The organism is Ktedonobacter racemifer DSM 44963 (assembly GCF_000178855.1).
In the GTDB taxonomy this organism is placed as follows: domain Bacteria; phylum Chloroflexota; class Ktedonobacteria; order Ktedonobacterales; family Ktedonobacteraceae; genus Ktedonobacter; species Ktedonobacter racemifer.
In genome coordinates this window covers 329,441-351,866 of record NZ_ADVG01000004.1, presented here as the reverse complement: position 1 = coordinate 351,866, position 22,426 = coordinate 329,441, and the positions used below count along the sequence as shown (strand labels likewise).

The following is a 22,426-nucleotide window of genomic DNA, read 5'->3' as shown; positions in this document are numbered from 1 at the left end:
CTCTGGTCCAAACTGTTTCAGGCTGGAGAGAGCCAATGGTTGGCCGGCTCTCTCATGCCAACGTCTGTGAGATCAAGCCAGATTGTCTGCTGGTAAACACAGTGACTTCTCGGATCTGATTGAGGGAGAGTTGCCAGAAGGTTGCCTGGATGGCTTTTTCGTCTCGGGTCTGCTTGCCGAGCCAGTCCGGGTCGCCAACGCCTTCCAGTTCAAAGATGCGTTGCCAGCTATCGAGGATCCTCTGATGGAACACCGGATCGGAGAGGGGTTCTAATGGTATGTACGTAAGGCCACACACCGCTAATTTGGTCTCAAACTGCTCGGCCATCCATTGATAGGCGGTTTGCCATTGCCAAGACTCAGTCACTCGACTGATGAGATCTGGGCCAGGCCCGTCTAGGAAGCCATCTTGTTGGAGCGTTTCCCATACCTGAAGAGATTGAATCGTCCAAACCAGCATTGAGGCGCTCTCTTTCTTTTGCAGTTCCTCTATAGACTCTAGGCTGCCTTGAAGGCCATGATAGCAGTTGTGTCAATGTGGTGACAACCTTTTCCCAGAAGAACATGCTATGCAAAGATGCTCCTCAGCCAGATGCATTGCATATAGTCATAGAAGGAGAAAGGGCGGAGCAGCAGCTGAGGGGCGAGGTGTTGCTGGCGTTGCCAGATGTTGAAGGAAGTGGCAACTGGTTGTCAGTGAGTGGTGTGTCAGCGTGACAGTTCTATTTCCTGTAGTCATGACTAAGAATAGAGGGAGGGGTGGAAAGCTTTCACGGGTAGGTTTTTAAGCTGAACAAGCGAAGGGACATGGCTCTCTGATAGGATGAAGAACCTTCAACAGCTTCATTCTCTCAGGAGGAGAACCATGTCCCATACAGAGACCATAGCATATTGGCAAAGAGAAATCAGCGTGCATATGCCCCATCTGAGTCGTCCACAGGCAGCCGTTTTGGCCTTATGGAGTTATGGTATGGTCTTGAGCAAATCCAGTGGAATCACCACCATTTGGTAAATGACATCCGACATGAGCGGATTTTGCCCGCCGACTTGAGCACTTGCCCGCCAATGTGAGCAACAACGCCACTGTCTGACAGAGAATCCGCTTCTGAGGCGGCCAATCATTTCTTGATGCTGTCAATTCCAAATCGAATACCTACGTGTTTTTGGTCATAGTAAGATTCTGCTATCAGTTACGAGAAAATGAAGCCAGTAGCCTCTTCAGACTACTGGCTGTGACTGTAAACACCCTGCCATTTGTTCAGAACACATCTCGCCATGTTCTCCCTGCTCGAATCTGGCTTGACGGGCAGCGGGAGAGGCAGCATTGAATCATCCGAAACTGCCCCGAAACTTAGGGCGTAAACCGTTTCCAATGGCCCTCGGAGACAACTTCGACGACGCCATCGATCACTTTGATGGCGGTCTGATCGTCGATCGCGTATGCCGGTACTGGTATCCCGGCGGCCCATTTTTCTGCGTCGGCCATGGAGTTGTCCGGCAGATAGTCGGCATCCAGGTGCGGAAGCAACGTAAAGTCAACCAGTCCCAGCATTCTGTCGCTGCGGCTCTCCGTCAATTGAGGGTCGTCGTAGACTCCGATGGGGGGGGTGACCACCATACTCCCACCGCTCAGCCCCACATAGACTGCCTCGCGCCGCAGCGTCGGCAAGAGGTCCGCTAATCCCGATTGCCACATCCAATAGCACAGATAAAACACCTCACCTCCTCCAACCAGCAGGGCGTCAACCTCTTGGACCAGAGGGACCCAATTCTCTTTCTTGATACTGGGGAGAGCGGTGAGCTCCAGTACTCCCAACGACTTCCACCCCAATTCGCAAAAGGGACTCTTGGCCACTCCGTGGATCAGTTGGTAGACTCCGGCAAGACCGCCGGGGTAGGCGTACCACGCAGTGGGAATGACGAGGGCGCTGGACTCGGCGATCGGTTTGCCCAGAGACTCAACCAGGGCGTTACGAATGCTGTCGTTGCTGATGCCAGACGAGGTGAGAAGAAATTTCATGATGGTTTCCTTTCCAATCCGATTTCGAGCGCGATCCGTCTTTTCCGGTTATGCTCTTTGATAGAACATTTGTCTCCTCCAAGAGTACCTGAGAGACAACCACATGGCAAGATTTTCTAGGAGCAAAGGACCATTGTGAAAGAGAAGGCCCCGAAATGTGTGAGCAGTTGTTCGGGGTCTGGCTGGATTGTATCTGAGCAGGAAAAGGGTCAGTGAGAGGGTGTTATCTTGCATCCAACACTTGCGCTCAATGATGAGCAAAATGGACTGAATAGCTCGGACAGATCACAAGCTACTGGCTTGAATGCTGCTGGTACGAGAAGACCGTCCGAGCATTGAGTACCAGCATGACGTTGAATCTTGAGCGACTCTCATTGACAGAAACAGTACACACCTCTTGGCTTGGAGAGCGGCTTCGTTTGCGCCTGATGGCTCTGCTGCTCATATTGGCGGGCAAGTGCTCAAGTCGGCGGGCAAAATCCGCTCATGTCGGATGTCATTTACCACCATTGCCAGTTTCCTTGCCAAAGTGCTTGCCTGTCCCAAAAACAACCTACGGCAACGCTTGCGAGAATGGTGTTATGATGCCAAAGATAAAGCAGGCAGGAAGCGAGCGGAACTGGATCTGGAAGCCTGTTTTGCGCCATTACTCGGCTGGATTGTGAGTTGCTGGGCCTCGCAAGAGCATCAGCTCGCCCTGGCACTGGATGCGACCACGTTATCAAGTCGCTTCACGGTCCTGGCAATCAGCGTGCAATATCGAGGCTGCGCCATCCCAGTAGCCTGGTACGTGATGCCAGCCCATCAAAAGGGGACATGGCGTCCACAGTGGGAAGCGTTACTGCACGCCATCGCCCCAAGCATTCCATGCGAATGGATGGTCATTGTGATGGCGGATCGGGGGTTGTATGCTCCGTGGCTCTATCAGCAGATAGTGGCCTTGGGCTGGCATCCGTTTTTGCGAGTCAATGAACAGGTCTTGCTGCGACTGCAAGGCAGTCAGGAACCGTTTCGCGCTGTGAGCGAGTGGGTGCGCAAAGCCAGGAGAGCAGTGGAGTGGAAAGGTGGAATGCGGGGAAGAAGAGCGCTTGTGCTGCAGCATGCTGATCGGGTGGGAGGAAGGCTATGATGAGTGTTGGGAGATCGTGACCGATCTCCCGCCAGAAGAAAGCGAGATCGCCTGGTACAGCATGAGATTTTGGATCGAAGGAGGGTTTAAAGATCAGAAGCGGGGAGGATGGCAATGGCATCACACGAAAATGCGCGATCCGAGGCGAGCAAGACGGCTGTGGTTGGCAATGGCAGTGGCCGCGCTCTGGGTGGTGGGGGTGGGAGGAAACGCAGAGGCAGAGGAGGAGATCCAGAAGCCTGTGACGAGGGCATCGAATGAGGAGAAGAGCGCAGAGGGAGTGAGAGGGGAGGAGAAGCCATCTCGTGGACGAGAGGAAAGTTGTTTTTTGCGAGGACGGCTCCTGATTCTGGCGACGGTGGTGCGAGCTGAGCCGTTACCGTTGGGTCGATTTGTGCCACAATCATGGCCGACGAAGTTGTATCCAGTCTTGAAGGCATCATCAGCCTGGGCCAAACGCAAGCGCGAAAAGCAACAAAAGCGTCGGGAGAAACAACGTAGGAAGGAGCGCAAGCGGGATCAGAAGCGCCGCCAAAAAACCTACCCGTGAAAAGGGGTGGAAAGGGGGTTTTCCAGTGATCCGGAGGGGGAGAGGAAGGCCCAGTGCTCGAGAGAGGGAGGCGCCAGGAGGTGATGTGGATGGTTGAAGGTGGCCGTTATGGAGGGTGTGTCTCTCTCTAAAATATATGCGATATCGTATAGATATTATGTGTGCGGAGGGGACGTGCTATGCTGGTTTTGTGAGGAGGAGCATATGAGGTTGACGTATGAGCAGATGAAGGAGTTGGCGCGGCAGAGTGGAAAGCGGGTGACGGATCTGATTGCGCTGGCGGCGCAAAACGATCCGTTTTCTGTTGGCCGACCGGCAGATCTGGCCCTGGCGGAATGGTTTGCTCAGGTGTGTTAACGGTTCGGGTATACTGGTCAGGTGCATATCCGACGTGTGCATTATCAACTCGTGAGCCAAGATCCGCCGATTCTGCTGCCAAGTGGCATTGCATGAGACTGCAAACAAGCGATCTGTCAAAGATCGCTATGATCCGAGTGTATGTCTGCTTCTGGATAGATATGTTCAGCCAGCCACGCTTCTGCCTCTCCAGGAGCAAAGATCATCGCATGAGCCTGCAGGGCTAGCCCTTCACTGATCACATAGCCCGGTGAGCAAGGCAAAAGCCCCGGTTCTTCCTTGTAGCATCTCCTCCTATCGCTCTCTTTCTTTGTCTGTGTAGATGGAATATGCGCGTCCTATGCTGGAAGGAGCACACGGCCCTTCCAGCATGGCTTGGTGTCGTGTGATAGCCATAGTGAGTGGCACTCTGCTTTTGTTCTGCTTTTGTTGGACGCCGTGCAAGGTCTATCGAGAGAGGCAGCGCCTTCCCGTCAGCGAAGCACCTGGGAGAAGATGAGGTAGCAGCGAAGATAGGTATAGTACTGGTGCCATTCTTGCGGAAGGGTTGCTAGCACGCGGTCATAGGTGGCGGGTTCAATCTGCAGGTGCGTACAGATGGTGGACTTGAGTGCGAGAAACAGATTGAGGATATTCTTCTCGACGAGGGGTCCGATGCGATCGTGAGAGCGCCAGCCGCCAATGGGGAGGTCGAGCCATTGCTTGGTGAACTGATGAAGCTGTACGCCTTGCGCATTCGCCTCGTGTTGGAGAATACCATCGAGTGTTGAGATGATGTCCATCTGGATGCCTCGCGCCTGTAAGGAGCGGCGAAGCCAGGCGTCAGCTTGTTCCATGGCAGGCCCCATGCTATAAAAGCCATCGAAGTCGAGGAGTTCGACCCAGCCTTGCGAGTGGGTGACGCGGACCAATTCGCCCAGGACAAAGGGCCATTGTGCTGCTGGTATGGCGAACACGAGCAGGCGTTGGTGGGTCAAGTCGAAGGTGGGGGCGGAAAAAGGTAAGCCCTTGAGCACGTCTCCCTGAAGAAAGCGATAGTTGGAAGGTGGGAGGGTTGCGGCTGCCGAGAGGGAAACCGTTTGTGGCGGTTCGAGATCCAGGCCAACAATGTGCGCGTGAGGGAATTGGCGGGCCATCTCCTGCCCCCAAATGCCGGTGCCGCTTCCGACATCGAGGATGTGCTGAACCTGCTCACCCAGAGGGGCCACGAAGTTGCCTTTTAATGCCAGGCGGAGTGCGTAATGCTGAAAATTGAGTCGATCGCCTTCCTCCAGATCTTTCGGGAGCAAATAGGGAACATCATCACGATAGCGGCGTTCAAGGGAAGGAGAAGCGAGGGTGGGCATGTGGGTTGGAGGGGAAGACCGTCGAGCGAGTCGTTTCAAGAACTGCATACAAGGAAAGATCCTCTCTTTATAGTGTTGTTACGTATATGGTATGTAGCTGTGATGTATGGACGTTTATGGATTTTCTATGATTATAGCTGGAAGATTGGTGCTCGTATATAAAAATCGTATAAAGAAAACGGCCATGCGTATCCTGCCCCACAGGTGCAGTGTGGTGGTGGAGGTGCCCCGTGTGCACCAGGGGATGAGGAGGGAAACGAGATGGGGTACAATAGAGAGGTATATTTTTGGCAGAAGGAAGGGTCGTACACGTCATGCGATTGAGAAAGATGGCCGAGGGGAGAGTGTTTGCCTCGACGGTGCCCTGGGAGATGAAGTCCCTGGTGGTGCTGGTAGAGCAGGGAAGTGAGTGGGGTTCTCTCTTCCTCTGGTATGGATATAAGGAAGGGTCGCAGAGCATATGCGATTGAGAAAGACCGAAGCGGGGGTGAGGGTGCAGTCGACGTTACCTTGGGAGGTGGAGCATTTGGCGTCGCTGGCAAAGCAGGGAAGCGAGTGGGTGTCTCTTTCCAGTATAGGAGCGCAGGGGCAGGTGCTGGGTGAGATCAACAGCCGGACGTACGCCATTCGGTTGCGTCCTGGGGTGCAGATTGTGGATCGGCAGGTGGTGGTACTGAGCCCGCCAGAGTCGAGGAGAGGGTAAGCAAAAAGGGTTTAGGGGAGGGAGGGAGAAACCGGCGATGTTTTCGATCCCTCCCCTGTTTTTCTTTGGGTTGTCTCGCGTGGTGTCGCTGGTGCTGGCGCGACGGCGTGTGGGGAAACGGACGGCAGGAGGACTGAGGGGAAGCAGTGAACGGTGCCGCGCCTGCGAGGGAAGGGGCAAAGCGTGTGTGCTGTGTTCATGGTTCAGGGAGATCGAGGCCATAATCGGTGATGTGAAAGCGACCGTCGAGGGGGGAGCGTTCGACGACGCAGTAAGGCTCAAGGGGTGGGAGGTCGAAGGAGGGAGGGCGCTGTTGCGTTAGCCAGGTGGCGAGGGCCTCTGGGAGGTCGGGCATGTGTGGAGCGAGCCACTGGATAAAGTCCAGGGCCTGCTCAGGCGTCAGGTGGATGCGGCGACCATCGGGGAGCTGTATGTCCAAGGCATGGTGTATGGCCATAGGGATCTCCTTGCATGAGTGTGAACAGCGTGAGAGGGCCGAAGGGTCTTCTCCTTAAGAGTATAGCGCATGCTTGTCTCTTTCAAGCTGCATGAGAGGACAGATGAGAGTATCTCTTCATAGTACGGTGAGACGGTGAGACGGTTTCACGGTGTGCTTCTTTGCTCTTTTGGCCTGCTCATCAATCTGGTGGGTGCGTTCAAGGCAAGTGGTGGGAGCGAGTGTGCTTTTGGGAGGAGTGCCAGGCGCCTGTCTGATAAAGGCAGGTTATCAATAAGGAAATAACTATGGATGTGCTGATCCATCAGGCATGGTTGTACCTTTTAGTGATTTTGCTTTCTCCATTTGCTCAGAAGAAATATTTGCTCTATACAGGTTGGTCTCACTGAGATCAGCATCAGCCAAATTCGCTCTATGCAAGTTCGCGCCAAATAGTATGGCTCCCTGTAAGTTTGCCTTACTCAGATCGGCCCCACTTAAGTTTGCAGCACGCATGGTGGCTTTACTCAGGTCTGCGTTTGTCAAGCGAGCTCTCTGTAAATCCGCATCGCTTAAATTCGCATTACGAAGATCGGCATCTCCTAACTCAGCATCATGTAGATCAGTCCTAAGAAGATTAGCGTTACTCAGGTTCACACTATATAGTATAGCCCCAGCTAGATGAGCTTCAGACAAGTCTGCTCCGCTCAGGTTAGCTCCAAGCAGGTCGGCTTCATACAGATCAGCTTCACTCAAGTCAGTTTTATGTAAATTAACCTCATTCAGCCACGGTTTATATAGTTGAACTCCGTTTAGGTCTGCTCTGAGCAAATCGATAATAGCATCATCACTGCTTATAAGGCCAGACTCCGTCAGGAATAGGATTACACTTCCTTTGCGTTTCGGGTCCAAACGGGGAAGGACCGTCAAGGTCCGTATACGTGCGATGTTACGTACCTCATCGTTCGTTTTCGAACTGCGTAAGTTATCATGCAAAAGAAGTTCTGATATGTTGTCAAGGTACGCTTGTAATGCAGCTTCCCGTTGGTTGTCTGATGCAATTTCGCGTTCGGCTTCAGCATGCTTCTCTGCTGCCGCTCGCTCATTTCGACTTGTTGTGAAAGTAAACACATATCCGCCTATAGCCAGCACTGCTGGAATAATAAGCAGTTGCATCCAGTCCCACAGCGTTTTACCTGATTTGATGTTTCCATTGAACCCAGTCCAATCAAACCTGTACCCTACAATAATCAATGCTATGGCTACTATCAGGATGATTGCAACCACTAGGATAGTGGCTAAGTGTTGCTTGACTTGCTGCCACCAAGAACGCAGCCTGGCTCCCATCGCTTACTCTTTCCTTTTGCAATATTCTCAGGCAAGTATAGCAGACAGAGCATGTAGTGCATAGAGCAAAACCTACTTTCGTAGCATATGGTGCGTTCGATACTGCCTGCCTCATTGATGGCTTCTCTGATCTTGACCACCAGTTATTGATATTGTTAGCTTTTATCTGGGCTCTTGGACAATAGAGGCCCATGGGTTGCGCAACGAGATGCGGTGAGGAGGTTAAGCAGCTTTTCAGGCTCGTTCAATATATCCCAGGCCAGATTCGTATGCCCGATAGCGGCCAGTCTGTGCGTGGGTTGCTCGTCCTATCGCCGTGAATAGCCGTGTGATGGATGGTGTGTGGTAGGAGCCTGGTCATATGCGTCAGGGGGAGACGCCCTGATGTCACCCTCTTTCTCCGGTTGGAGTGTAGACGGGAGGATATATGGAACAGCGCAATATGCGCGTGAGTGAGTCGGTGGTGTTGCCGCTGCCGCGTCGAATGGGGGTGATGGCGTTGGCCGCGGTGCTGTTTGTGCAGCAATATGGCATTGAGGTGCGCATTGAGGTGCGCGGCCAGGTGCAGGGGAAAGGGCAGCAGGTGCATGTCTTTCGTGAGTGGGTGGAGGTGGGAGAATGAGATGCTGCTCTTGATTTGGTGGGGCTGAAAGATTCGGGGTATGTTGCGGAAGACGAGGAGGAGGATGGACTGAGGTGGGTAATTCCGACAGGCCCGGGCGAATATCGGCTGTCGGAGCGGAATGAGAGACCTGTGTTCTAGCGGTGACGAGGGGCGTACGCCAGGCGCGGTGTGCGCGATCGTGGCCTGCAGGGAGAGGATTGCATTCCTGTGGAGGTATCGAGATGCTCGTCTGAGTTCTGTTTCTGTCGCAGGAGCGCAGCGCTAGGGGACAGTGAAGGTTGACGACCAGCGATACGAATTTCAAGAGCGGATGAAGAGAATGACGTTTCAGCAGGGGTTCAGGACGTGACGGCTGCTCCTCGACGTTCGGTAATGACCATCTCCTTCTTTCTCGCATGTTCTCTCACGTTTTTCCAAGGTGTTCACCTTTTCCTCTCAATCAGGACGATGCTTTACCGCTTTTGCCAGTATCATAAAGGCGTCTGACCACTATGCAACACGCGAGCATTGAAAAAACGGGGTATTCAGAGGTGCTGCTCTGATGAGAAAGGAAGAACACGTGACTGCCGATCCCGATGGGAATGTCCCTGCCCAGCTTCATGATGAGGTGCTTTTCGGCTGGGATCCGACACCAGGCATTGTCTCTGTCTGGGCGACACGGGCAGGGAAAGCGCTTGTCTGGCAACGGCAAGGGGGAGCGGTCAGCTGTAGCAAAGCGTCCTTTCGCCCCTGGCTCTTTGCAAGAACGTTGGAGGATCTCCCATCGCTGCACGCGCAACCTCCGGCGACGCTTCCCTGGGACATGGATCAATCGCCGATCAGCTATCGCTTGTTGGAAGGTTCCGTTGGCTCGTATCGGTATCTGCTTTCAGCTCGCGATGGGCACCTGTTAGAGCGGATGCTTCTTGCGGGAGCCTCACGACGGCTGGGCCGCCAGGTAACCTCGCTTGGTTCCTTGTGGGAAGACTATTACCGCGTTGGCCCCGTGGAACAATATCTGATGCAAACGGGGCGTGTCTTCTTTCGAGGCCTGGCCTATGATGATCTCCACCGCCTGCAATTTGATGTAGAAACCACCTCGCTTGATCCCTCGCGAGGTCGCATCTTTCTGGTCTCAATTCGAGACAATCATGGGCACGAATGTATCTTAGAAGCGCCTACCCCTGAAGACGAACCTGCTCTCATCACCGAGTTGTGTGCCTTGATTCGCCGTCTGGACCCCGATGTCATCGAGAACCATAATCTGTTTGGCTTTGATCTCCCGTTTCTTGAGGCCCGCGCTAAGGCTCTTCGTGTGCCGTTGCAACTTGGACGATCTGGGGCCCCATTGCAGTTGGAATCGTTTGAGGAAGCGGGAGCTCATCGCAGGAAACGCAAGCACTTCAGTGTCGCGGGACGAGAACTGATCGACACTTTAGATGCGGTTCGCCGATATGATTTTGTTGCGCGCTCCTTGCCATCCTATCGCTTAAAAGAAGTTGCTCGCCATTTCGGCATGGCCGCTCCAGAACGTGTGTACCTGGAAGGGAGCAAGATCTATGAGACATATCAGCGTGACCCAGATCTGGTACGCAAATATGCACTCGACGACGTGTGTGAGGTTGACGAGATTTCGCTTCGCCTGATGGGAGCTGCCTTTGCCCTCGCCGGGATGGCCCCTCGTCGCTATGAGCGAGTAGCTTCAGCCGGTCCAGCTATGGGAATCCTTGAGCCGATGATGGTTCGGGCATACGTACGAGCAGGTGCGGCGCTTCCACCCTATACGACCGGCCAGGAAGAGCGTTATGGGCAGCATCAAGGTGGTGCCTCTTACCTGTTAGCAGAGGGGGTCGCAGAGCATATCGTGAAAGCCGATGTTGCCTCGCTCTATCCCTCGCTAATTCGGGCTTTTCGGATTGCGCCGAAGTGTGATCGTCTGAGCGTGTTTCTGCATTTTATGGATCGGTTGACGGAATTGCGTCTCACCCATAAACGAGCGGCTCGGGAAGCGCCCCCTGGTTCGATAGAAGCCAATCAGCATGATGGTACACAGGCCGCTATGAAAACCGTAATTAACGCGGCGTATGGGTATTTGGGAGCGACCTCGATGGCACTCTTTGCGGATCTGGAGGCGGCAAACGAGGTGACCAGGCGAGGCAGGGCACTGCTCGATAGCCTTCTTGCGTCCCTACGAGAGCGAGGAATGGTGCCAATTGAAGCGGATACCGATGGGGTATACTTTGCGGTTCCCAGTGAATGGGGTGAAGAGCAAGAACGAGCACTAGTCAGCGAGGTGGGCGCGACGTTGCCCGACGGAGTGAAGCTGGAATACGAAGCTCGCTATGCCGCGATGTTCTCTCACGCGATCAAGAATTATGCGCTCTTGACGTATACAGGGGAGGTGATCGTGCGAGGGGCGTCCATGCGGTCGAGTCGTTCGGAACCCTATGGGGAGCGGTTTTTGCGCCAGGCATTGCGCTGTGTGATGCAGGGTGACCTGGTTGGAGTGGAGCAAGGGTATCAGGAAATGCTCCGGGCGCTGCGGACACGCTCACTTCCTGCCTCCGATGTTGCCACTCGTCTTCGGCTCTCGAAAGACGCGCAGACCTATCTTGCTGGTCGTGCAAGGCAGAAAGAAGCGCAATACGAAGCGTTACTGGCAGCGGGGAGAAGGCAGTGGAAGAGCGGTGAGCATGTTCGCTTTTACCGTGCCTCCAATGGTACTCCTGTATGGTTGCCCGACGACATTGACGACATTTCTCCTCTGGAAGACTCTGAAGAAGACAGCGAGGAAACGGTGCGAGTGCCCCCTCCCTCTTCTGCACTTGGGCGTTCCCCAGATTTGCCAGCCTATGATAGTGACTATTATCGACAGGTGTTGCTGAATTCCTATGCGGAGCGCCTGCGCGTTGCCCTTGAGCCAGAGGACTTCCTCCAACTCTTTCGTCTGGATGCGCAAACAAGCTTTTTTGATCGCCCCATTAAGGAGATGCAGGTACGCTGGATCCGTTGCGTATCAGAGAAGCCTTGTGTGGAGGAACAAAGGTGATTGGGTGAGAAGACCATGGTGTTTGCGAGGTACTCAAGATTACAGGCGGGTGATGGTTGAACGAAGTGTGCGTCCTATGCATCGTCATGGAGGATGGACCAAGCGTTCTGACATGCCGCAGTGAGTTCGGGGAGTGTACTGTGTTGTTCCTGCCAGGAGAGGCTGACGGTCACCTGGAAGTAATGCGAAGGATCCCATTCCACTCCAAAGAGCATCAGGCGTAAATAGCCATAGGCAGCGCTTTCGCTGGAGGTGCTTTCTCGCGAGCGCTGTTCGCAGTATACCTTAAGACGTGCAACCGCAGCCTCCATCTGAGCAAACCTTGGTTCACGTACGCATAAGCGCCGCATTGATTCCTGATTGCGTTTCCCAATAGCCTCCAGATATGTGCGAATGGTGAGCAATCGTTCTGAACTGATCAGGGATGGGGGAAGCTCGTGAAGGAAAGAAGAGGCCTTGGTAGTATTGCAGAGCTGACACGCAGGTACGACGTTGCTATGTGTTGATCCACCCCCATAGGCGAGGGCCTGGAAGTGGTCAATAGTCCAGGCCGTAGCCGTGCCACAATAGGAACATTGCTGCTTAAAAAACTCGAGCGAATGTTGCCAATCGAGTGTCGTGAGCGTTCCCGCCAGTCCTCTCTCTCGAGCTCGCCGGTTGCAGGCCGCCACTTGCTTTGCGAGGGCAGAAGCCATAATCCCCTCTGAGATAGAGATGAGATGCTCATAGTGAGCGTGCCAGTGCTTTTTCTATATTACCATTACATCCATGCGTGGAGATCCAACTGGTCAGAGTTGTTACTTGTTGCAGGATCAATGATGTTATTTGTTGTCGCTAAGGTGGTAAGGTAGCCAATTGGCAGAAAATGCTAAAGTGGTAGGGAGAACAGCCTGCTCTTCTCTTGACAACGTGCTTCGTTCTGATTACAATAAGAGTATGATATGCAACCAAAGGTTGCATATATGCGCGCTCCTCTGGAAGCGTTGGTTACGTGACATAACGTCAGGAGAATTTCTATGACCGAGAAGATTGAGCGAGAAATCAGCATTCAGGCACCGATAGCAACAGTATGGGAAGTCATCACAAAGCCCGAATATATTAGCCAGTGGTTTGGGAGTCAGGTAGAAATAGACGTGCGACGAGGAGGAAAAGGCAGATTGGTCTGGGGCGAAGACGTTGAAGCTCCCCTGGAAATTGTCGAGGTAGAGAAGCCGCATCTTTTCTCATTTCTGTGGGTCGCACCCGATGAGGAAACCAAACCGACCCATCAGCAAACCCTGGTTGCGTTCAGGCTGACAGAGAATGGTGCGGAGACCAAGCTCTACTTTACAGAAAGCGGTTTCGAGAAACTGGAGATTACGGCAGAACAGAAGGCCACGCTGATTGCCAACCATACCCCTGGCTGGGATGACTTTCTGTCCACGTTGCAGCGTTGTGCCCAGAATATCCCAACAAAGGCGTAGCTATGTCATCACCTGCCCCTTTTAATGAAGAGCTCTGGTTTGCCATTGCTGAACCGAGCCGACGGAAGATCATCGAGGTGTTGCTTCTCAAAGGTGAAGCGACTGCAAGCAGGCTGGCGGATGACGTGCCGTTTAGCCGCCAGGCGGTGAGTAAACACATCGCTGTTCTGAAAAGGGCAGGTCTCGTCAAAGAGCGCAAAACGGGCAAAGAGGTACGTTTTCGCCTCTCGCCAGAAGGACTCAGTGTTGCGGCCCAGGAACTGTCACGGGCTGCAATGCTCTGGGATGAACGGCTCCAAAAGATTAAACACATTGCTGAAACGCTTCCTCAAGAAGAGTGATACCACCATGACCGCCACCCTCGATCAGCTCTTACACCGGGTAGGGCTCAGTGAGGTGCGAAGGAGAGGAGCCACAGAAAATCGCGTAAGGACATGCTGTTGTAAGAGGGGCGAGAAAGAAGCGGGGAGAAAGAAGCGGGGAGAAAGAAGCGGGAAGGAGGAGGATCATGTTGCTAAGGAAGGAGACCTGTACTAGGTCATCTGTAGTTTTACAATAGTTACATAGAAATGCATGGAAATAGAGAAAGTGATAAAAGGGGTTGCCAATGCCCACTGGTTTCCCCATGCTGGCATGGCGGCCCCTGGTGTTTTTCCTCTGCTCTGCTGGGGTTCCCCTCGCTGCTTCGAGGGCCCTGCCTCTTATGTTTTAGTACCCCATCAGGAGCACCCGCTTGGAAACAGGTGCCATCGTGGTATCTCGTCTCCAAAAATGATCGCACTATTAATCCCGATCTCGAACGTTTTATGGCCAAAAGAATAGGTGCGACAACTATTGAGATCGCATCAAGCCACGCATCGCCAGTTTCCCATCCCGAAGATGTATTCCAACTCATTGTGGCAGCATCTCGCAAAAGATGATCCCAAATTACCCTCTACGCTGCACATCTAAGATCAATTCAACATGAGGAAAGCGTTCACGGAACGCCTGGATCATAGCGGGAAGAACTCCATAGGCTGATGATCCCACAAAACCGATAGCAAGCCGCCCGATTTCACCGCGATCCGCCTGTTGAGCCGCATGGACTGCTTGTTCTACCTGAGCCAGGGCCTGATACGCCTCCTGGAGGAAGACTTCACCAGCAGCGGTCAGACGCACACTCCGTTTGGTGCGCTCAAAGGCCCAGCGTTAAGGTAGCGACTCTGTAGCCGCAAAGTAGATAAGTGCGGCATAGTTGCGTTATCGGCACAGTTTTGGGTGAGATCGCACTGCCAACACTGCCGATAACACCGTCATTTTAGTCAGAACTCGACCGATAAGATCAGTTATTGTCCCAGTTTTGCCGGGTAGTTCTAGAGTGGTACATGAAGAAGCAAGAGACGAGAAGGAATCTAAGAACGCCACCGAAGGATCACATTGACCCCCAGACGGACGAGCGATTTTACTGCCAACACGATGGTACAGCTTGCTTATTTTTTGCCTATATCACATCATTTCACTATACTTCTTGAGGTTCGAGCAGGAATGCGTCTTTGTTCTCAGGGATGGGGTACGTGAAAGGGATAGGGTACCACCGTATGTCCAATGCCAAACAGACCAGGCGTGTCACTCCTGGGTCGCGTGAGACGCTTCCTGATGCCTTGTTTGTCGTCGATGACACGGAGACCATTGTGTATGCCAATGCGAGCGCGCAGGCCATCACCGGAACCACACCAGAGGAATTACGCAGAAACAGCTTCTGGCGCTGCGTTCCCCGCCTGGTCAGCACGCCGCTCTACCAGGCGGTCCAGAAGGCCAAACAGACCCGAGAACCAACCGAAGTGGAGTATGTGTCTCCCGTCACTAACACCTGGCTGCACGTCTCTCTCTCGCCAACAGACGAAGGCCTCGCGCTCTTGTTCCAGGAAAACCTGGAACCACCGCACTTCCAGGATGCCTTGAGCCGGAACGAACAGATGTATCGGGATCTCCTGGAAAGCTTCTCTGACGGAGTCACGATCGTGACCCCTGACGGGCTGGTCCTGGACATCAATCAGCGTCCTCTGGCCGATGCGCACCTCCGACGGGAGCAGGTGGTGGGCACACCGTTGACCGACCTGCCTGCGTGGTCCTCTGACCCTGCTGTCCAAGAGCACTTGCGCGCAGCCATTGCGAGAGCCGCCCGGGGAGAAACCGTGCGCTTTGAGGCCAAAATCCATCCACGACTCGACCTGTCTCTGGCCATTTTGATGACGATTACCGCCCATCGGGATGCCAGCCAGCAGGTGGAGTATCTTATCTGTGCAGGTCGGGATATCACCGAACGCAAGCACGCCGAAGACGAACTGCGTACCCTGGTTGATGCGCTCCCCCAGTTGGTCTGGATCGCAAGACCCGATGGGTATGTCACCTACCACAATCAACGCTTGATCGACTATATGGCGATGACCCTCGAACAGGCCGAAGGTGATGGCTGGTTGGCGAGTGTGCATCCTGATGACCGGCAACGGGTCCGGGCGGCGTGGCAGACCTCCATCCAGACAGGGGTGCCCTATGAAGTGGAACTGCGCTTACAAGACGGCACCAGCGGAGCGTATCGCTGGTTTCTTGTCCGAGGCATGCCGCAGCGAAATGCACAGGGCACGATCCTGCACTGGGTTGGCACCTGCACTGACATCGACGATCAGAAACGAGCTGAGCAGCGGATCAAAGAAAGCGAGGAGAACTGGCGGGTGCTGGCCGAAACGGTGCCCCAACTGGTGTGGACGACGCGACCAGATGGCCGTGTTGACTACTGTAATCAGCGCTACTGTGACCTGACGCAGGCCGATTTCGAGCAGTTACGGGACTATAGATGGCGTCAATTCCTGCATCCTGAAGATGCTGAGCGCGCGCTTACGCTTCGGCAGCAATCCCTTGCAACGGGTGAACTCTTTGAGAACGAACAGCGTCTCAGAGATGGGCAAACTGGAAGGTATCGTTGGTTTTTAGCCCGCGCGCTGCCGGTGCGCGATGAAGCAGGCCAGATCGACAAGTGGTTTGGCACCTGCACCGACATCGACGACCAGAAACGCATGGAAGAAGCCTTGCGAGAGAGCCAGGAACGCGTCAACATCCTGATGAACTCCAGTATTATCGGGATCTTTCTCGCAGAAGAAGAGCAGATTGTGGACGTAAACGACACCTATCTGCGCATGACCGGCTATACCCGGGAAGACCTGCAAGCTGGGAACATCAACTGGATGCGCATGACGCCTCCAAAGTATCTGGCTCGCACCCAGCAAGCGCGCCAGGAACTCGTGGTTCAACAATATGGAACCCCCTATGAGAAAGAGTACGTGTGTAAAGATGGCAGCCTCCTTCCCGTGGTCGTGGGAGTCGTAGCATTACGACGCGACCCGCTCCACACAATCGGCTTTGTGCTCGATAACTCCGCGCGCAAGGAACTGGAGCAGCGGAAGGATGACTTTATCAGTATGGCCAGCCATGAACTGAGGAACCCGCTCGCCGCATTAAAGATGCAGATCCAACTGGTGCGAAAACGACTGGAACGGCAATCCCATCACGAGGCTGCCACAGCGCTTTCCAGGGTAGAGGGGCCCGTCAAGCAACTGGAACGCCTGATTGGCGAGTTACTGGATGTCTCCAAGATTCAGGCGGGCAGGCTGGAGTATCTGCAGGAGACGGTCGATCTTGATGCGTTGCTTCATGAGGTGGCAGACACGATGCAGCAGCTCAGTACGACGCATACCATTGTGGTGCGCGGTGCGGCACCACGCGTACTCGTCGGAGACAAAGACCGGCTTGGACAGGTCTTTACCAACCTGCTCAGTAATGCCATCAAGTATTCTCCCGGCGCAGAGACGGTCGAGATGGACCTGAGTGCCTCCGAAGAGACGGTCACGGTCCGTGTGCATGATCATGGCCTGGGCATCCCACGAGAGCAGCGTGACAAAATCTTTGAGCGCTTCTATCGGGTAGCTGGTCCCAAGCAAAAAGCGATCCCCGGACTGGGCATGGGCCTCTACATTGTCGCAGAAATCGTCAAGCATCATGGGGGAACGTTGACAGTGGACAGCGCCGTCGGGAAAGGATCGACCTTTACGGTGACCCTGCCCTGCAAGCGCGATGCCTGAGCAGATGACGCGCACACCACGCGTGTCATCTGAGCCCAGGAGAGCGGCGGAAGCGGTTTCAGCACGGATGGCATCGCCATCACAGACCAGATGCTTGTGGACAAACCTTGCTGGGAACGCCCTGCCTGAATCTGGCGGCTTTGCTGTGCATCATAGAGGCCTACACACGCTCTCTTTTGCATCCCAGCCTTGCCAGAGGCTGCGAGGGGGGAAGAACTGGGTGAAGGGCTGTACAATTCTCGGGGTAGCTATCTGGAGCAAATAGAGGTGTATCGAGCCTTTTGTCGCAAATAGCGACTGGTTTGAACGAGCAAGAGGAGCGGTAGCCGATGAGCCTGGCTCTGGGTGTGGAAGAACGCGCGCGATCAGAGTGATCGAGTGCTGGGCATTGCCCAGATGAGGGGATGATGATATACAGCTCATAAGCCCAAGGTGCTTTTGCTGATGTCTTCTACCTTTCCTGCGTGTGCTTTTGTCGCAGGAACGTCTGTGCGATAGAGAAAGAAATACCCTGCGCGAGGGGACAGTGCATGGGAACGACCAGTGACCCCGGTTGCTGCTCGTTGTCGTCCGCTGTCCTCTTTTTTGTTGCCTTCTTGGAGAGATGCTCGAAGGAGATCGAGCAGTGGAAAGGAAACGCAGTGATGGTGAGTCAAGCACAGATGCGCCAGGCGCATGCGATTGCCTCGATGGGTCTGGTGCCGTACGCTCGCCTGGTGGAGGCGATGGACAAACGTAGCGCTAGCGTGGCGCTGTATGCAGAGCTGCGTCAGGTGTTTGATCAGCCTGCTGGAGAACGGACCCTCCTCGAGGCGTACCGTTTTGCTCGCCGATCGGCCGAGTGGACGGGGATGACGTTTGCAAAGGCTTTCTGGATCTGGCTGCGCCGACATAGTTCGCCTGCCGCGTTGCAGCAGTATACAGACCTGGTTGCAGCGCTGCGTGACGCTGCTCAGCAGCGGTCTCTGGATCTGGAGCACGAGACGCAACGGCTGAATCACGATGCTGATCGGTATCTGATAGAGCGCATTACGGTCTGCCTCAAAGGCGATCCCTTTGCTGAGGAATGGCGGTCTGAGCAGATTGAGGCCCACCAGATCTACGATTTCTGGTGGGCACAACGCAGTGAGGGAACTGCTCAGCGGTCTGACGCACTGTGGGCGGCTCAGGTGGTCGAACAGGTCCAGATCTGGAAGCAAGAGCATCCCTTTCCCTCGACGGAGCGGTTGTGGAAGGTCGTTGGCGCGAGGACCGCTACCCCCATGATCTGTCTGCCTGGGACGAGAGAAGAGACGTTGGCGAGCACGAAGCGTGCGTTTGCCGCGCTCGAGAGGTGGGACGCGCCTTTGGGCCGCGGGACAAGGAGGTGGGCCAGCGAACGCTCGTCTCCTACGCCACGCAGGGGATACAGGCGAGCCAGGAGTGTTTTCTGCTGTGCTGGACGGCTCACCGGAGGAGACATCCTTGCGCGTATTGAGCAGGAGCGAGCGGTGGCGATTCCGTGGTCAGACAGGCGCCAGGTGTGCGTTAAGCCCCTAAAAGGAAGATGCGGCGAGTCCCCTCGCAAGGGGACTCGCCGCATTGTCTGTTGTCGGTGTGGGTACGTTTATTTACTCTGCAAGAGGGTATAGATGGAATTGACATTTTTGCTGAAGTTTGTTGCAAACCTGTTCGCCTCGTCCTTAGAGACCTGGCCCTGGCTCACGCCTTTGTTCAGTAGCGTGGTGGTATCCTGCTTGAGATCTTTCTGAAGCTGCTGTTCGGAGACCTTTTGCGCTCTGGCAATATCGGTGACTTTCTTGCCCCCTTGAAGCTGACGATTCAGCTGATCGCTGCTGAGCTTGAGATCTTTTGCCACGGCGGCGACAAGCTCTGAACGGTGAGCCTTGAGATAATCAAGAGCGCTCAGCGTTTTCTGGCTGTGGTTGTTTGTATTGGAATCTTGTTTGGCTGGCTGACTCGTAGAGGTAGATTTGACTGTTTGGGCAGGTGTAATGCTGCTCGCATGCGCAGAGAGCGAACTCGTGAATGAGGTTCCGAAGAGTATAGCAATAGTGAGCACCAGGCTGCTTAATCCGATAAAGAATAGCTTTTTCATAGAGTTTTTTCTCCTTTGTTTTACATGCTAGTGGCTTATTGAGTGGCTTCATAGAGATCATATGCAATTTGATCTGCTTACTTTGGCAGAAGCGGTAATCGTCGGTGACGTTCAACATCAAATTGAACTTATCCATACTATACGACAAATTTCTAAATAGATAATCACGAATATGTAAGATTTTTGTATGGTTACTATGTTTACTCCAAAGTGAGATAATATGTATTTATTTCTATGCCCGCTCGACGTCAGTTTGCAATAGCAGCACTAATAGTAAACTTTAGCCACTATTCCTATCAGTTGCCGTGTAGGCCAGGATTTTCACCAAACCCGTGCCAGGATGCCCCCAGCTTTCGTGCCTGGGGGTCTTTGTTCTTATACCCGGATATAAGACGGGTATAAGACGAGAAGGAAAATGGCGTAAAGACGGTTTCTGCCGTAAGTGCTGGAGGAAAGCCCAGAATACGTGTAAAAATCTATCACTATGAGTGGTTTTTACACGATCCTGGGCTTTCCTCATGTATACTCTACCGTGGCGGCTAGTTAGCGCCGACGACCTTGAAGTCCTGGTTGACGAAGACGTGGTGCGGCCAGTTGACGCCGATGTTGTGGGCCTCGTACTCGCCGTTGCTCAGCAAATGCGCCCGTGCCGTTTGGGAAGGGGGCAACGGAAAAGGGCCATTAGGTACCTCGCCGGTGCCCTACTTCATTCGGAGGGGAGGGGTTGGTGCTCCTGAATCATCAGGACCCGGCCTCTTACCCTACCCTCATGACCGACATCGGGCTGCAATCCGTCCAGGGCCAGGAAGACCTGCCCGTGCTTTAAGAGACACTCCTGCAAGCGTTTCGGGTCCGCGAGGTTCAAGGCCAGCAGCTCTTCGTAGCGGTAGAGTTGATCGGTCACGGTGCGACTGGCGATCTGGACCCCTCGTCGTTGCAGTTCGTGATGGATCTGGGAAACGCTACGCTACTCCTGATAGCGCAGCGCCCCGACCAGAGCAATGACATCCAGCACAAATTCGCCATGTGGTAATTGCCCACTGGCCCTCTTCCTCCGGTCGTGTCACTTGACGGAAGCGCGGACAGTCAGCATTGCTGCATCGATAGACTTTGAGGGTGAGGTGTGTCACCCCCTGCAAGGTCGTCACCATTCGCTGGCTGTGGCGTGCCATCCGCATCCGATTGCCACAGGCTCGACAGGTGATCTGAATTGGCTCCAGGACCACTTCTTGGGAGGCTTCGGGACGAGCCTGTTTTCGTGCCATCATGCTCTTTCCCTACTGGCGAATACGGAGAAGGGTCCCTTGATTTGCACGAACCAGTTCGGTGGTCCTGATCTTCACCAGGGAGGTTTCACTGCCGCCTCCCGTAAAGACCAGTTCTCGTTCCATCACTTTCGGGTCAATGAGGAACATCGCCGGATATCCAAATGACGGAGTTCCTCCACACGGATAGCCCGTTTTTTCCAAAATTTCTTCTGGGGTCGCCAGACGGAGTCCGTCTTTCTGCAAGGCTTTGGCAATCCGTGAAACGCTGACCCGATCTTCTCCTTTCACAATCGCTGTAGTCAGTTGGCCATCGCCATCGAGAAGGCAAATGTTCTTGACCAGTTCTTCGGGAGAGGCATTGACGGCACGAGCTGCTTCTGCAACGGAGTGACACGGTTGATCGAATGAGAGATGCTCGGCCTGAATATGCTGTTCTTCAAGATAAGTGCGCAGGCGTTGTTCATACCTATTCATCAAATTTCCTTTCAAAATGAGCGTCATGTTCAGATCCCTCTTCTCGCCTCATGGCAAGATTCCTTGAGCTGGAGGATACTGCGTCACCAGCAGTGTCTTCGCGCCACTGATGGAGGTGCAGGAGTGCGCAAGATCGGCAGAGAACCCAGACGGAATCTCCCGCTTGCAGGTGAACCTCCTGTCCCTCTGGACCAAGAGCAAGGTCTCCTTCGAGACACATGATGAATTCTCGTGTGCCAGAGAGATGAGCCAGAGAGTGATACGCTCCTTGGGGAGGCACATGGATCTCATAGATTTCCGTGCGCTGTCCGTCGCCTCTTGCCCCCACCTACCTCGGTTGAGTGTGAGCAAAAGCCAGTCCTTCTCGGACCAATACGATGGGTGGATGTCGCAGGCCGAGCGCTTCGCCGCACCTGGACTCCCCATTGGCGTCGTCAACATGCCGAGATCATCCCGCTTGTCGAGTGCCCAAAGAGAATTTCCCCTCCACCACGTCCACCTCGTGCGCTACGTTCGCATTATCGCTGGAGTTGGCCTGATCGGCTTGCCTGTAATGCCTGGTGGGAACCACCGCAACTGCGTATTACCGTCGCAGGCGTTCTCGCCGTTCTCGCCATCAAGTAATACAGGAGGAACTGACTTCCAAATAGATGAATTGCTCGAGGCGTCATCTCCCCTCTGAGCTGCTCATGAGGGGCAAGAGTCCCTGTTTGTTTCCAACAACCTCTTCCATTATTTCGTTGTTCACTTGCTACAAGCTCGTTGCGTATCCAGTGGGTTGATTGAAACTTTGTGGAATATATAACAATCAATAGATTAGCCTTTGGCAAGGGTTTCGCAATGATCGTAGCTCCAATAGAGCATGAGATCTTCGAGGGTATCAATGTCCAGTTCGGTTCCCAGGCTGCGATAGAGCATGTAACTCAGTTGGTACGAGCGAGCCTGTGCGATATAGTGTTGCAGGCTGTTGACACCGAAGACATAAGGAACGACCAGGGGTGGGCGCGCCAGTAGAGCGTTCGTTCCGGTTCCATCGCGGGACGGAGCCAGCACAATCTGGTGAGTCTCGGATTGCTCGATCATCGCGCGCACATCCTGTCCGCAGAGAAGTGGCAGGTCGGCAGAGAGCGTGAGTAGTGTATCCGCGCCATGATTGATCGCGTGATGGGCGGCGACGGCCAGAGCTTCGTTATGGCCTGGTTGCTCTTCTTGCAAGCCATGCGCGCCCCAGCATCGCGCTCTCTCAAGTACTTCGCTGTCTGCGCTGACAACCGAGATGCTTTCAAGAGCCTGGCTGGCATGGAGCGCGTCAATAACGCGATGCAGCATATCAAGCACCAGCGTAGAACGTTGCTCTGGCGTCAGGTGCCTGGAGAGGCGTGTTTTGACAGCGGAAAGATGTTTGACCGGGATTAATGCTCGGTGTCCCATGCGTGCCTGACTTTCTTCCTGTGAGTGTGATTGATT

At 54.1% G+C, this 22,426-nt stretch carries 25 protein-coding genes and 1 pseudogene; 13 read left to right on the top strand and 13 right to left on the bottom strand.

Annotated features, from left to right (window positions below; genetic code table 11):
* Positions 1–52 precede the first annotated feature (52 nt).
* On the bottom strand, positions 53–460 hold the full coding sequence (locus tag KRAC_RS43105) for a hypothetical protein (protein WP_007918225.1): 408 nt from the start codon (positions 458–460) through the stop codon (positions 53–55).
* Positions 461–1,351: 891 nt separating this feature from the next.
* On the bottom strand, positions 1,352–2,020 hold the full coding sequence (locus KRAC_RS43100) for a Type 1 glutamine amidotransferase-like domain-containing protein (protein ID WP_007918223.1): 669 nt from the start codon (positions 2,018–2,020) through the stop codon (positions 1,352–1,354).
* A 397-nt stretch (positions 2,021–2,417) separates the two neighbouring features.
* Between KRAC_RS43100 and KRAC_RS63670 the strand changes: the two genes are divergently transcribed.
* From KRAC_RS63670 to KRAC_RS72605, 3 genes are all read left to right on the top strand, one after another.
* Positions 2,418–3,149, top strand: a complete 732-nt coding sequence (locus KRAC_RS63670; RefSeq protein ID WP_052569120.1) for a hypothetical protein — start codon at positions 2,418–2,420, stop codon at positions 3,147–3,149.
* Positions 3,121–3,699, top strand: coding sequence for a hypothetical protein (locus KRAC_RS63665; protein WP_052569119.1), 579 nt, complete (start codon positions 3,121–3,123; stop codon positions 3,697–3,699). Before KRAC_RS63670 ends, KRAC_RS63665 begins: the two co-directional genes overlap by 29 nt.
* A gap of 204 nt (positions 3,700–3,903) precedes the next feature.
* Positions 3,904–4,056, top strand: a complete 153-nt coding sequence (locus KRAC_RS72605; protein ID WP_007918222.1) for a hypothetical protein — start codon at positions 3,904–3,906, stop codon at positions 4,054–4,056.
* Between the two features lie 116 nt (positions 4,057–4,172).
* Here the strand turns inward: KRAC_RS72605 and KRAC_RS72600 are convergent, their stop codons facing one another.
* Positions 4,173–4,319, bottom strand: coding sequence for a hypothetical protein (locus KRAC_RS72600; protein ID WP_157507838.1), 147 nt, complete (start codon positions 4,317–4,319; stop codon positions 4,173–4,175).
* Positions 4,320–4,529: 210 nt separating this feature from the next.
* Positions 4,530–5,450, bottom strand: a complete 921-nt coding sequence (locus tag KRAC_RS63660) for a class I SAM-dependent methyltransferase (protein WP_007918221.1) — start codon at positions 5,448–5,450, stop codon at positions 4,530–4,532.
* A gap of 266 nt (positions 5,451–5,716) precedes the next feature.
* Between KRAC_RS63660 and KRAC_RS72595 the strand changes: the two genes are divergently transcribed.
* Complete coding sequence (locus tag KRAC_RS72595; RefSeq protein ID WP_007918220.1) at positions 5,717–5,872, top strand: hypothetical protein; 156 nt, start codon at positions 5,717–5,719, stop codon at positions 5,870–5,872.
* A 47-nt stretch (positions 5,873–5,919) separates the two neighbouring features.
* Positions 5,920–6,105 carry a transcriptional regulator gene (locus KRAC_RS43085; RefSeq protein WP_244422576.1) on the top strand — a complete coding sequence of 62 codons (186 nt, stop codon included), beginning with the start codon at positions 5,920–5,922 and terminating at the stop codon, positions 6,103–6,105.
* Between the two features lie 196 nt (positions 6,106–6,301).
* Here KRAC_RS43085 and KRAC_RS43080 read toward each other — a convergent pair whose 3' ends face one another.
* Positions 6,302–6,562 carry a hypothetical protein gene (locus tag KRAC_RS43080; protein ID WP_040447063.1) on the bottom strand — a complete coding sequence of 87 codons (261 nt, stop codon included), beginning with the start codon at positions 6,560–6,562 and terminating at the stop codon, positions 6,302–6,304.
* Between the two features lie 285 nt (positions 6,563–6,847).
* Positions 6,848–7,888 carry a pentapeptide repeat-containing protein gene (locus KRAC_RS63655; RefSeq protein ID WP_007918217.1) on the bottom strand — a complete coding sequence of 347 codons (1,041 nt, stop codon included), beginning with the start codon at positions 7,886–7,888 and terminating at the stop codon, positions 6,848–6,850.
* 427 nt (positions 7,889–8,315) lie between these two features.
* On the opposite strand from KRAC_RS63655, the gene KRAC_RS77135 reads away from it, so the two are divergent.
* Together KRAC_RS77135 and KRAC_RS43065 are read left to right on the top strand one after the other, a co-directional pair.
* Positions 8,316–8,510 (top strand): hypothetical protein, encoded by a 195-nt coding sequence (locus KRAC_RS77135; protein ID WP_007918216.1) that lies wholly within the window; start codon positions 8,316–8,318, stop codon positions 8,508–8,510.
* Positions 8,511–9,054: 544 nt separating this feature from the next.
* Entirely contained in the window at positions 9,055–11,541 is a 2,487-nt protein-coding gene (locus tag KRAC_RS43065; protein WP_007918215.1) for a 3'-5' exonuclease, read from the top strand.
* Positions 11,542–11,615: 74 nt separating this feature from the next.
* On the opposite strand, the gene KRAC_RS43060 is transcribed toward KRAC_RS43065, so the two are convergent.
* The gene (locus tag KRAC_RS43060) at positions 11,616–12,236 is read right to left on the bottom strand and encodes an HNH endonuclease (RefSeq protein WP_007918214.1); all 621 of its coding nucleotides are present in this window, start codon (positions 12,234–12,236) and stop codon (positions 11,616–11,618) included.
* Positions 12,237–12,557: 321 nt separating this feature from the next.
* On the opposite strand from KRAC_RS43060, the gene KRAC_RS43055 reads away from it, so the two are divergent.
* The 3 genes and pseudogenes from KRAC_RS43055 to KRAC_RS80185 all read left to right on the top strand — a co-directional run.
* Positions 12,558–13,004, top strand: coding sequence for an SRPBCC domain-containing protein (locus KRAC_RS43055; RefSeq protein WP_007918212.1), 447 nt, complete (start codon positions 12,558–12,560; stop codon positions 13,002–13,004).
* A gap of 2 nt (positions 13,005–13,006) precedes the next feature.
* Positions 13,007–13,345, top strand: a complete 339-nt coding sequence (locus KRAC_RS43050; RefSeq protein ID WP_007918210.1) for an ArsR/SmtB family transcription factor — start codon at positions 13,007–13,009, stop codon at positions 13,343–13,345.
* A gap of 366 nt (positions 13,346–13,711) precedes the next feature.
* Positions 13,712–13,924 (top strand): annotated as a pseudogene (locus KRAC_RS80185) (alpha/beta fold hydrolase); the annotation flags it as partial.
* Between the two features lie 7 nt (positions 13,925–13,931).
* On the opposite strand, the gene KRAC_RS43040 reads toward KRAC_RS80185, so the two are convergent.
* The gene (locus KRAC_RS43040) at positions 13,932–14,162 is read right to left on the bottom strand and encodes a LysR substrate-binding domain-containing protein (RefSeq protein ID WP_040447060.1); all 231 of its coding nucleotides are present in this window, start codon (positions 14,160–14,162) and stop codon (positions 13,932–13,934) included.
* Positions 14,163–14,581: 419 nt separating this feature from the next.
* On the opposite strand from KRAC_RS43040, the gene KRAC_RS43035 reads away from it, so the two are divergent.
* Together KRAC_RS43035 and KRAC_RS43030 are read left to right on the top strand one after the other, a co-directional pair.
* Positions 14,582–17,119, top strand: a complete 2,538-nt coding sequence (locus tag KRAC_RS43035) for a PAS domain-containing sensor histidine kinase (RefSeq protein WP_007918207.1) — start codon at positions 14,582–14,584, stop codon at positions 17,117–17,119.
* A 644-nt stretch (positions 17,120–17,763) separates the two neighbouring features.
* On the top strand, positions 17,764–18,750 hold the full coding sequence (locus tag KRAC_RS43030; protein ID WP_040447057.1) for a hypothetical protein: 987 nt from the start codon (positions 17,764–17,766) through the stop codon (positions 18,748–18,750).
* Here KRAC_RS43030 and KRAC_RS43025 read toward each other — a convergent pair.
* The 4 genes from KRAC_RS43025 to KRAC_RS43015 all read right to left on the bottom strand — a co-directional run bounded on the left by KRAC_RS43025 (position 18,726) and on the right by KRAC_RS43015 (position 20,986).
* The gene (locus tag KRAC_RS43025) at positions 18,726–19,217 is read right to left on the bottom strand and encodes a hypothetical protein (RefSeq protein ID WP_007918201.1); all 492 of its coding nucleotides are present in this window, start codon (positions 19,215–19,217) and stop codon (positions 18,726–18,728) included. The genes KRAC_RS43030 and KRAC_RS43025 overlap by 25 nt on opposite strands.
* Positions 19,218–19,923: 706 nt before the next feature.
* Entirely contained in the window at positions 19,924–20,121 is a 198-nt protein-coding gene (locus KRAC_RS63650) for a hypothetical protein (protein ID WP_052569118.1), read from the bottom strand.
* 58 nt (positions 20,122–20,179) lie between these two features.
* A complete protein-coding gene (locus KRAC_RS72590; protein WP_157507836.1) occupies positions 20,180–20,485 on the bottom strand; it encodes a hypothetical protein in 306 nt (101 codons plus the stop codon).
* Between the two features lie 9 nt (positions 20,486–20,494).
* On the bottom strand, positions 20,495–20,986 hold the full coding sequence (locus KRAC_RS43015; protein WP_007918199.1) for an aminoacyl-tRNA deacylase: 492 nt from the start codon (positions 20,984–20,986) through the stop codon (positions 20,495–20,497).
* 204 nt (positions 20,987–21,190) lie between these two features.
* Between KRAC_RS43015 and KRAC_RS43010 the strand changes: the two genes are divergently transcribed.
* Positions 21,191–21,583 (top strand): hypothetical protein, encoded by a 393-nt coding sequence (locus KRAC_RS43010; protein WP_157507834.1) that lies wholly within the window; start codon positions 21,191–21,193, stop codon positions 21,581–21,583.
* A 192-nt stretch (positions 21,584–21,775) separates the two neighbouring features.
* Here KRAC_RS43010 and cofC read toward each other — a convergent pair whose 3' ends face one another.
* On the bottom strand, positions 21,776–22,390 hold the full coding sequence (gene cofC / locus KRAC_RS43005) for a 2-phospho-L-lactate guanylyltransferase (protein ID WP_007918195.1): 615 nt from the start codon (positions 22,388–22,390) through the stop codon (positions 21,776–21,778).
* Positions 22,391–22,426: the final 36 nt, after the last annotated feature.

What these genes read in the sequence shown, in the direction of transcription:
- KRAC_RS43105 (WP_007918225.1), bottom strand. Translation starts at nt 460, where the DNA reads ATGCTGGTTTGGACGATTCAATCTCTTCAGGTATGGGAAACGCTCCAA.
- KRAC_RS43100 (WP_007918223.1), bottom strand. Translation starts at nt 2,020, where the DNA reads ATGAAATTTCTTCTCACCTCGTCTGGCATCAGCAACGACAGCATTCGT.
- KRAC_RS63665 (WP_052569119.1), top strand. Translation starts at nt 3,121, where the DNA reads ATGCTGATCGGGTGGGAGGAAGGCTATGATGAGTGTTGGGAGATCGTG.
- KRAC_RS72605 (WP_007918222.1), top strand. Translation starts at nt 3,904, where the DNA reads ATGAGGTTGACGTATGAGCAGATGAAGGAGTTGGCGCGGCAGAGTGGA.
- KRAC_RS63660 (WP_007918221.1), bottom strand. Translation starts at nt 5,450, where the DNA reads ATGCAGTTCTTGAAACGACTCGCTCGACGGTCTTCCCCTCCAACCCAC.
- KRAC_RS72595 (WP_007918220.1), top strand. Translation starts at nt 5,717, where the DNA reads ATGCGATTGAGAAAGATGGCCGAGGGGAGAGTGTTTGCCTCGACGGTG.
- KRAC_RS43080 (WP_040447063.1), bottom strand. Translation starts at nt 6,562, where the DNA reads ATGGCCATACACCATGCCTTGGACATACAGCTCCCCGATGGTCGCCGC.
- KRAC_RS63655 (WP_007918217.1), bottom strand. Translation starts at nt 7,888, where the DNA reads ATGGGAGCCAGGCTGCGTTCTTGGTGGCAGCAAGTCAAGCAACACTTA.
- KRAC_RS77135 (WP_007918216.1), top strand. Translation starts at nt 8,316, where the DNA reads ATGGAACAGCGCAATATGCGCGTGAGTGAGTCGGTGGTGTTGCCGCTG.
- KRAC_RS43065 (WP_007918215.1), top strand. Translation starts at nt 9,055, where the DNA reads ATGAGAAAGGAAGAACACGTGACTGCCGATCCCGATGGGAATGTCCCT.
- KRAC_RS43060 (WP_007918214.1), bottom strand. Translation starts at nt 12,236, where the DNA reads ATGGCTTCTGCCCTCGCAAAGCAAGTGGCGGCCTGCAACCGGCGAGCT.
- KRAC_RS43055 (WP_007918212.1), top strand. Translation starts at nt 12,558, where the DNA reads ATGACCGAGAAGATTGAGCGAGAAATCAGCATTCAGGCACCGATAGCA.
- KRAC_RS43050 (WP_007918210.1), top strand. Translation starts at nt 13,007, where the DNA reads ATGTCATCACCTGCCCCTTTTAATGAAGAGCTCTGGTTTGCCATTGCT.
- KRAC_RS43035 (WP_007918207.1), top strand. Translation starts at nt 14,582, where the DNA reads ATGTCCAATGCCAAACAGACCAGGCGTGTCACTCCTGGGTCGCGTGAG.
- KRAC_RS43030 (WP_040447057.1), top strand. Translation starts at nt 17,764, where the DNA reads ATGGTGAGTCAAGCACAGATGCGCCAGGCGCATGCGATTGCCTCGATG.
- KRAC_RS43025 (WP_007918201.1), bottom strand. Translation starts at nt 19,217, where the DNA reads ATGAAAAAGCTATTCTTTATCGGATTAAGCAGCCTGGTGCTCACTATT.
- KRAC_RS72590 (WP_157507836.1), bottom strand. Translation starts at nt 20,485, where the DNA reads ATGATGGCACGAAAACAGGCTCGTCCCGAAGCCTCCCAAGAAGTGGTC.
- KRAC_RS43015 (WP_007918199.1), bottom strand. Translation starts at nt 20,986, where the DNA reads ATGACGCTCATTTTGAAAGGAAATTTGATGAATAGGTATGAACAACGC.
- cofC (WP_007918195.1), bottom strand. Translation starts at nt 22,390, where the DNA reads ATGGGACACCGAGCATTAATCCCGGTCAAACATCTTTCCGCTGTCAAA.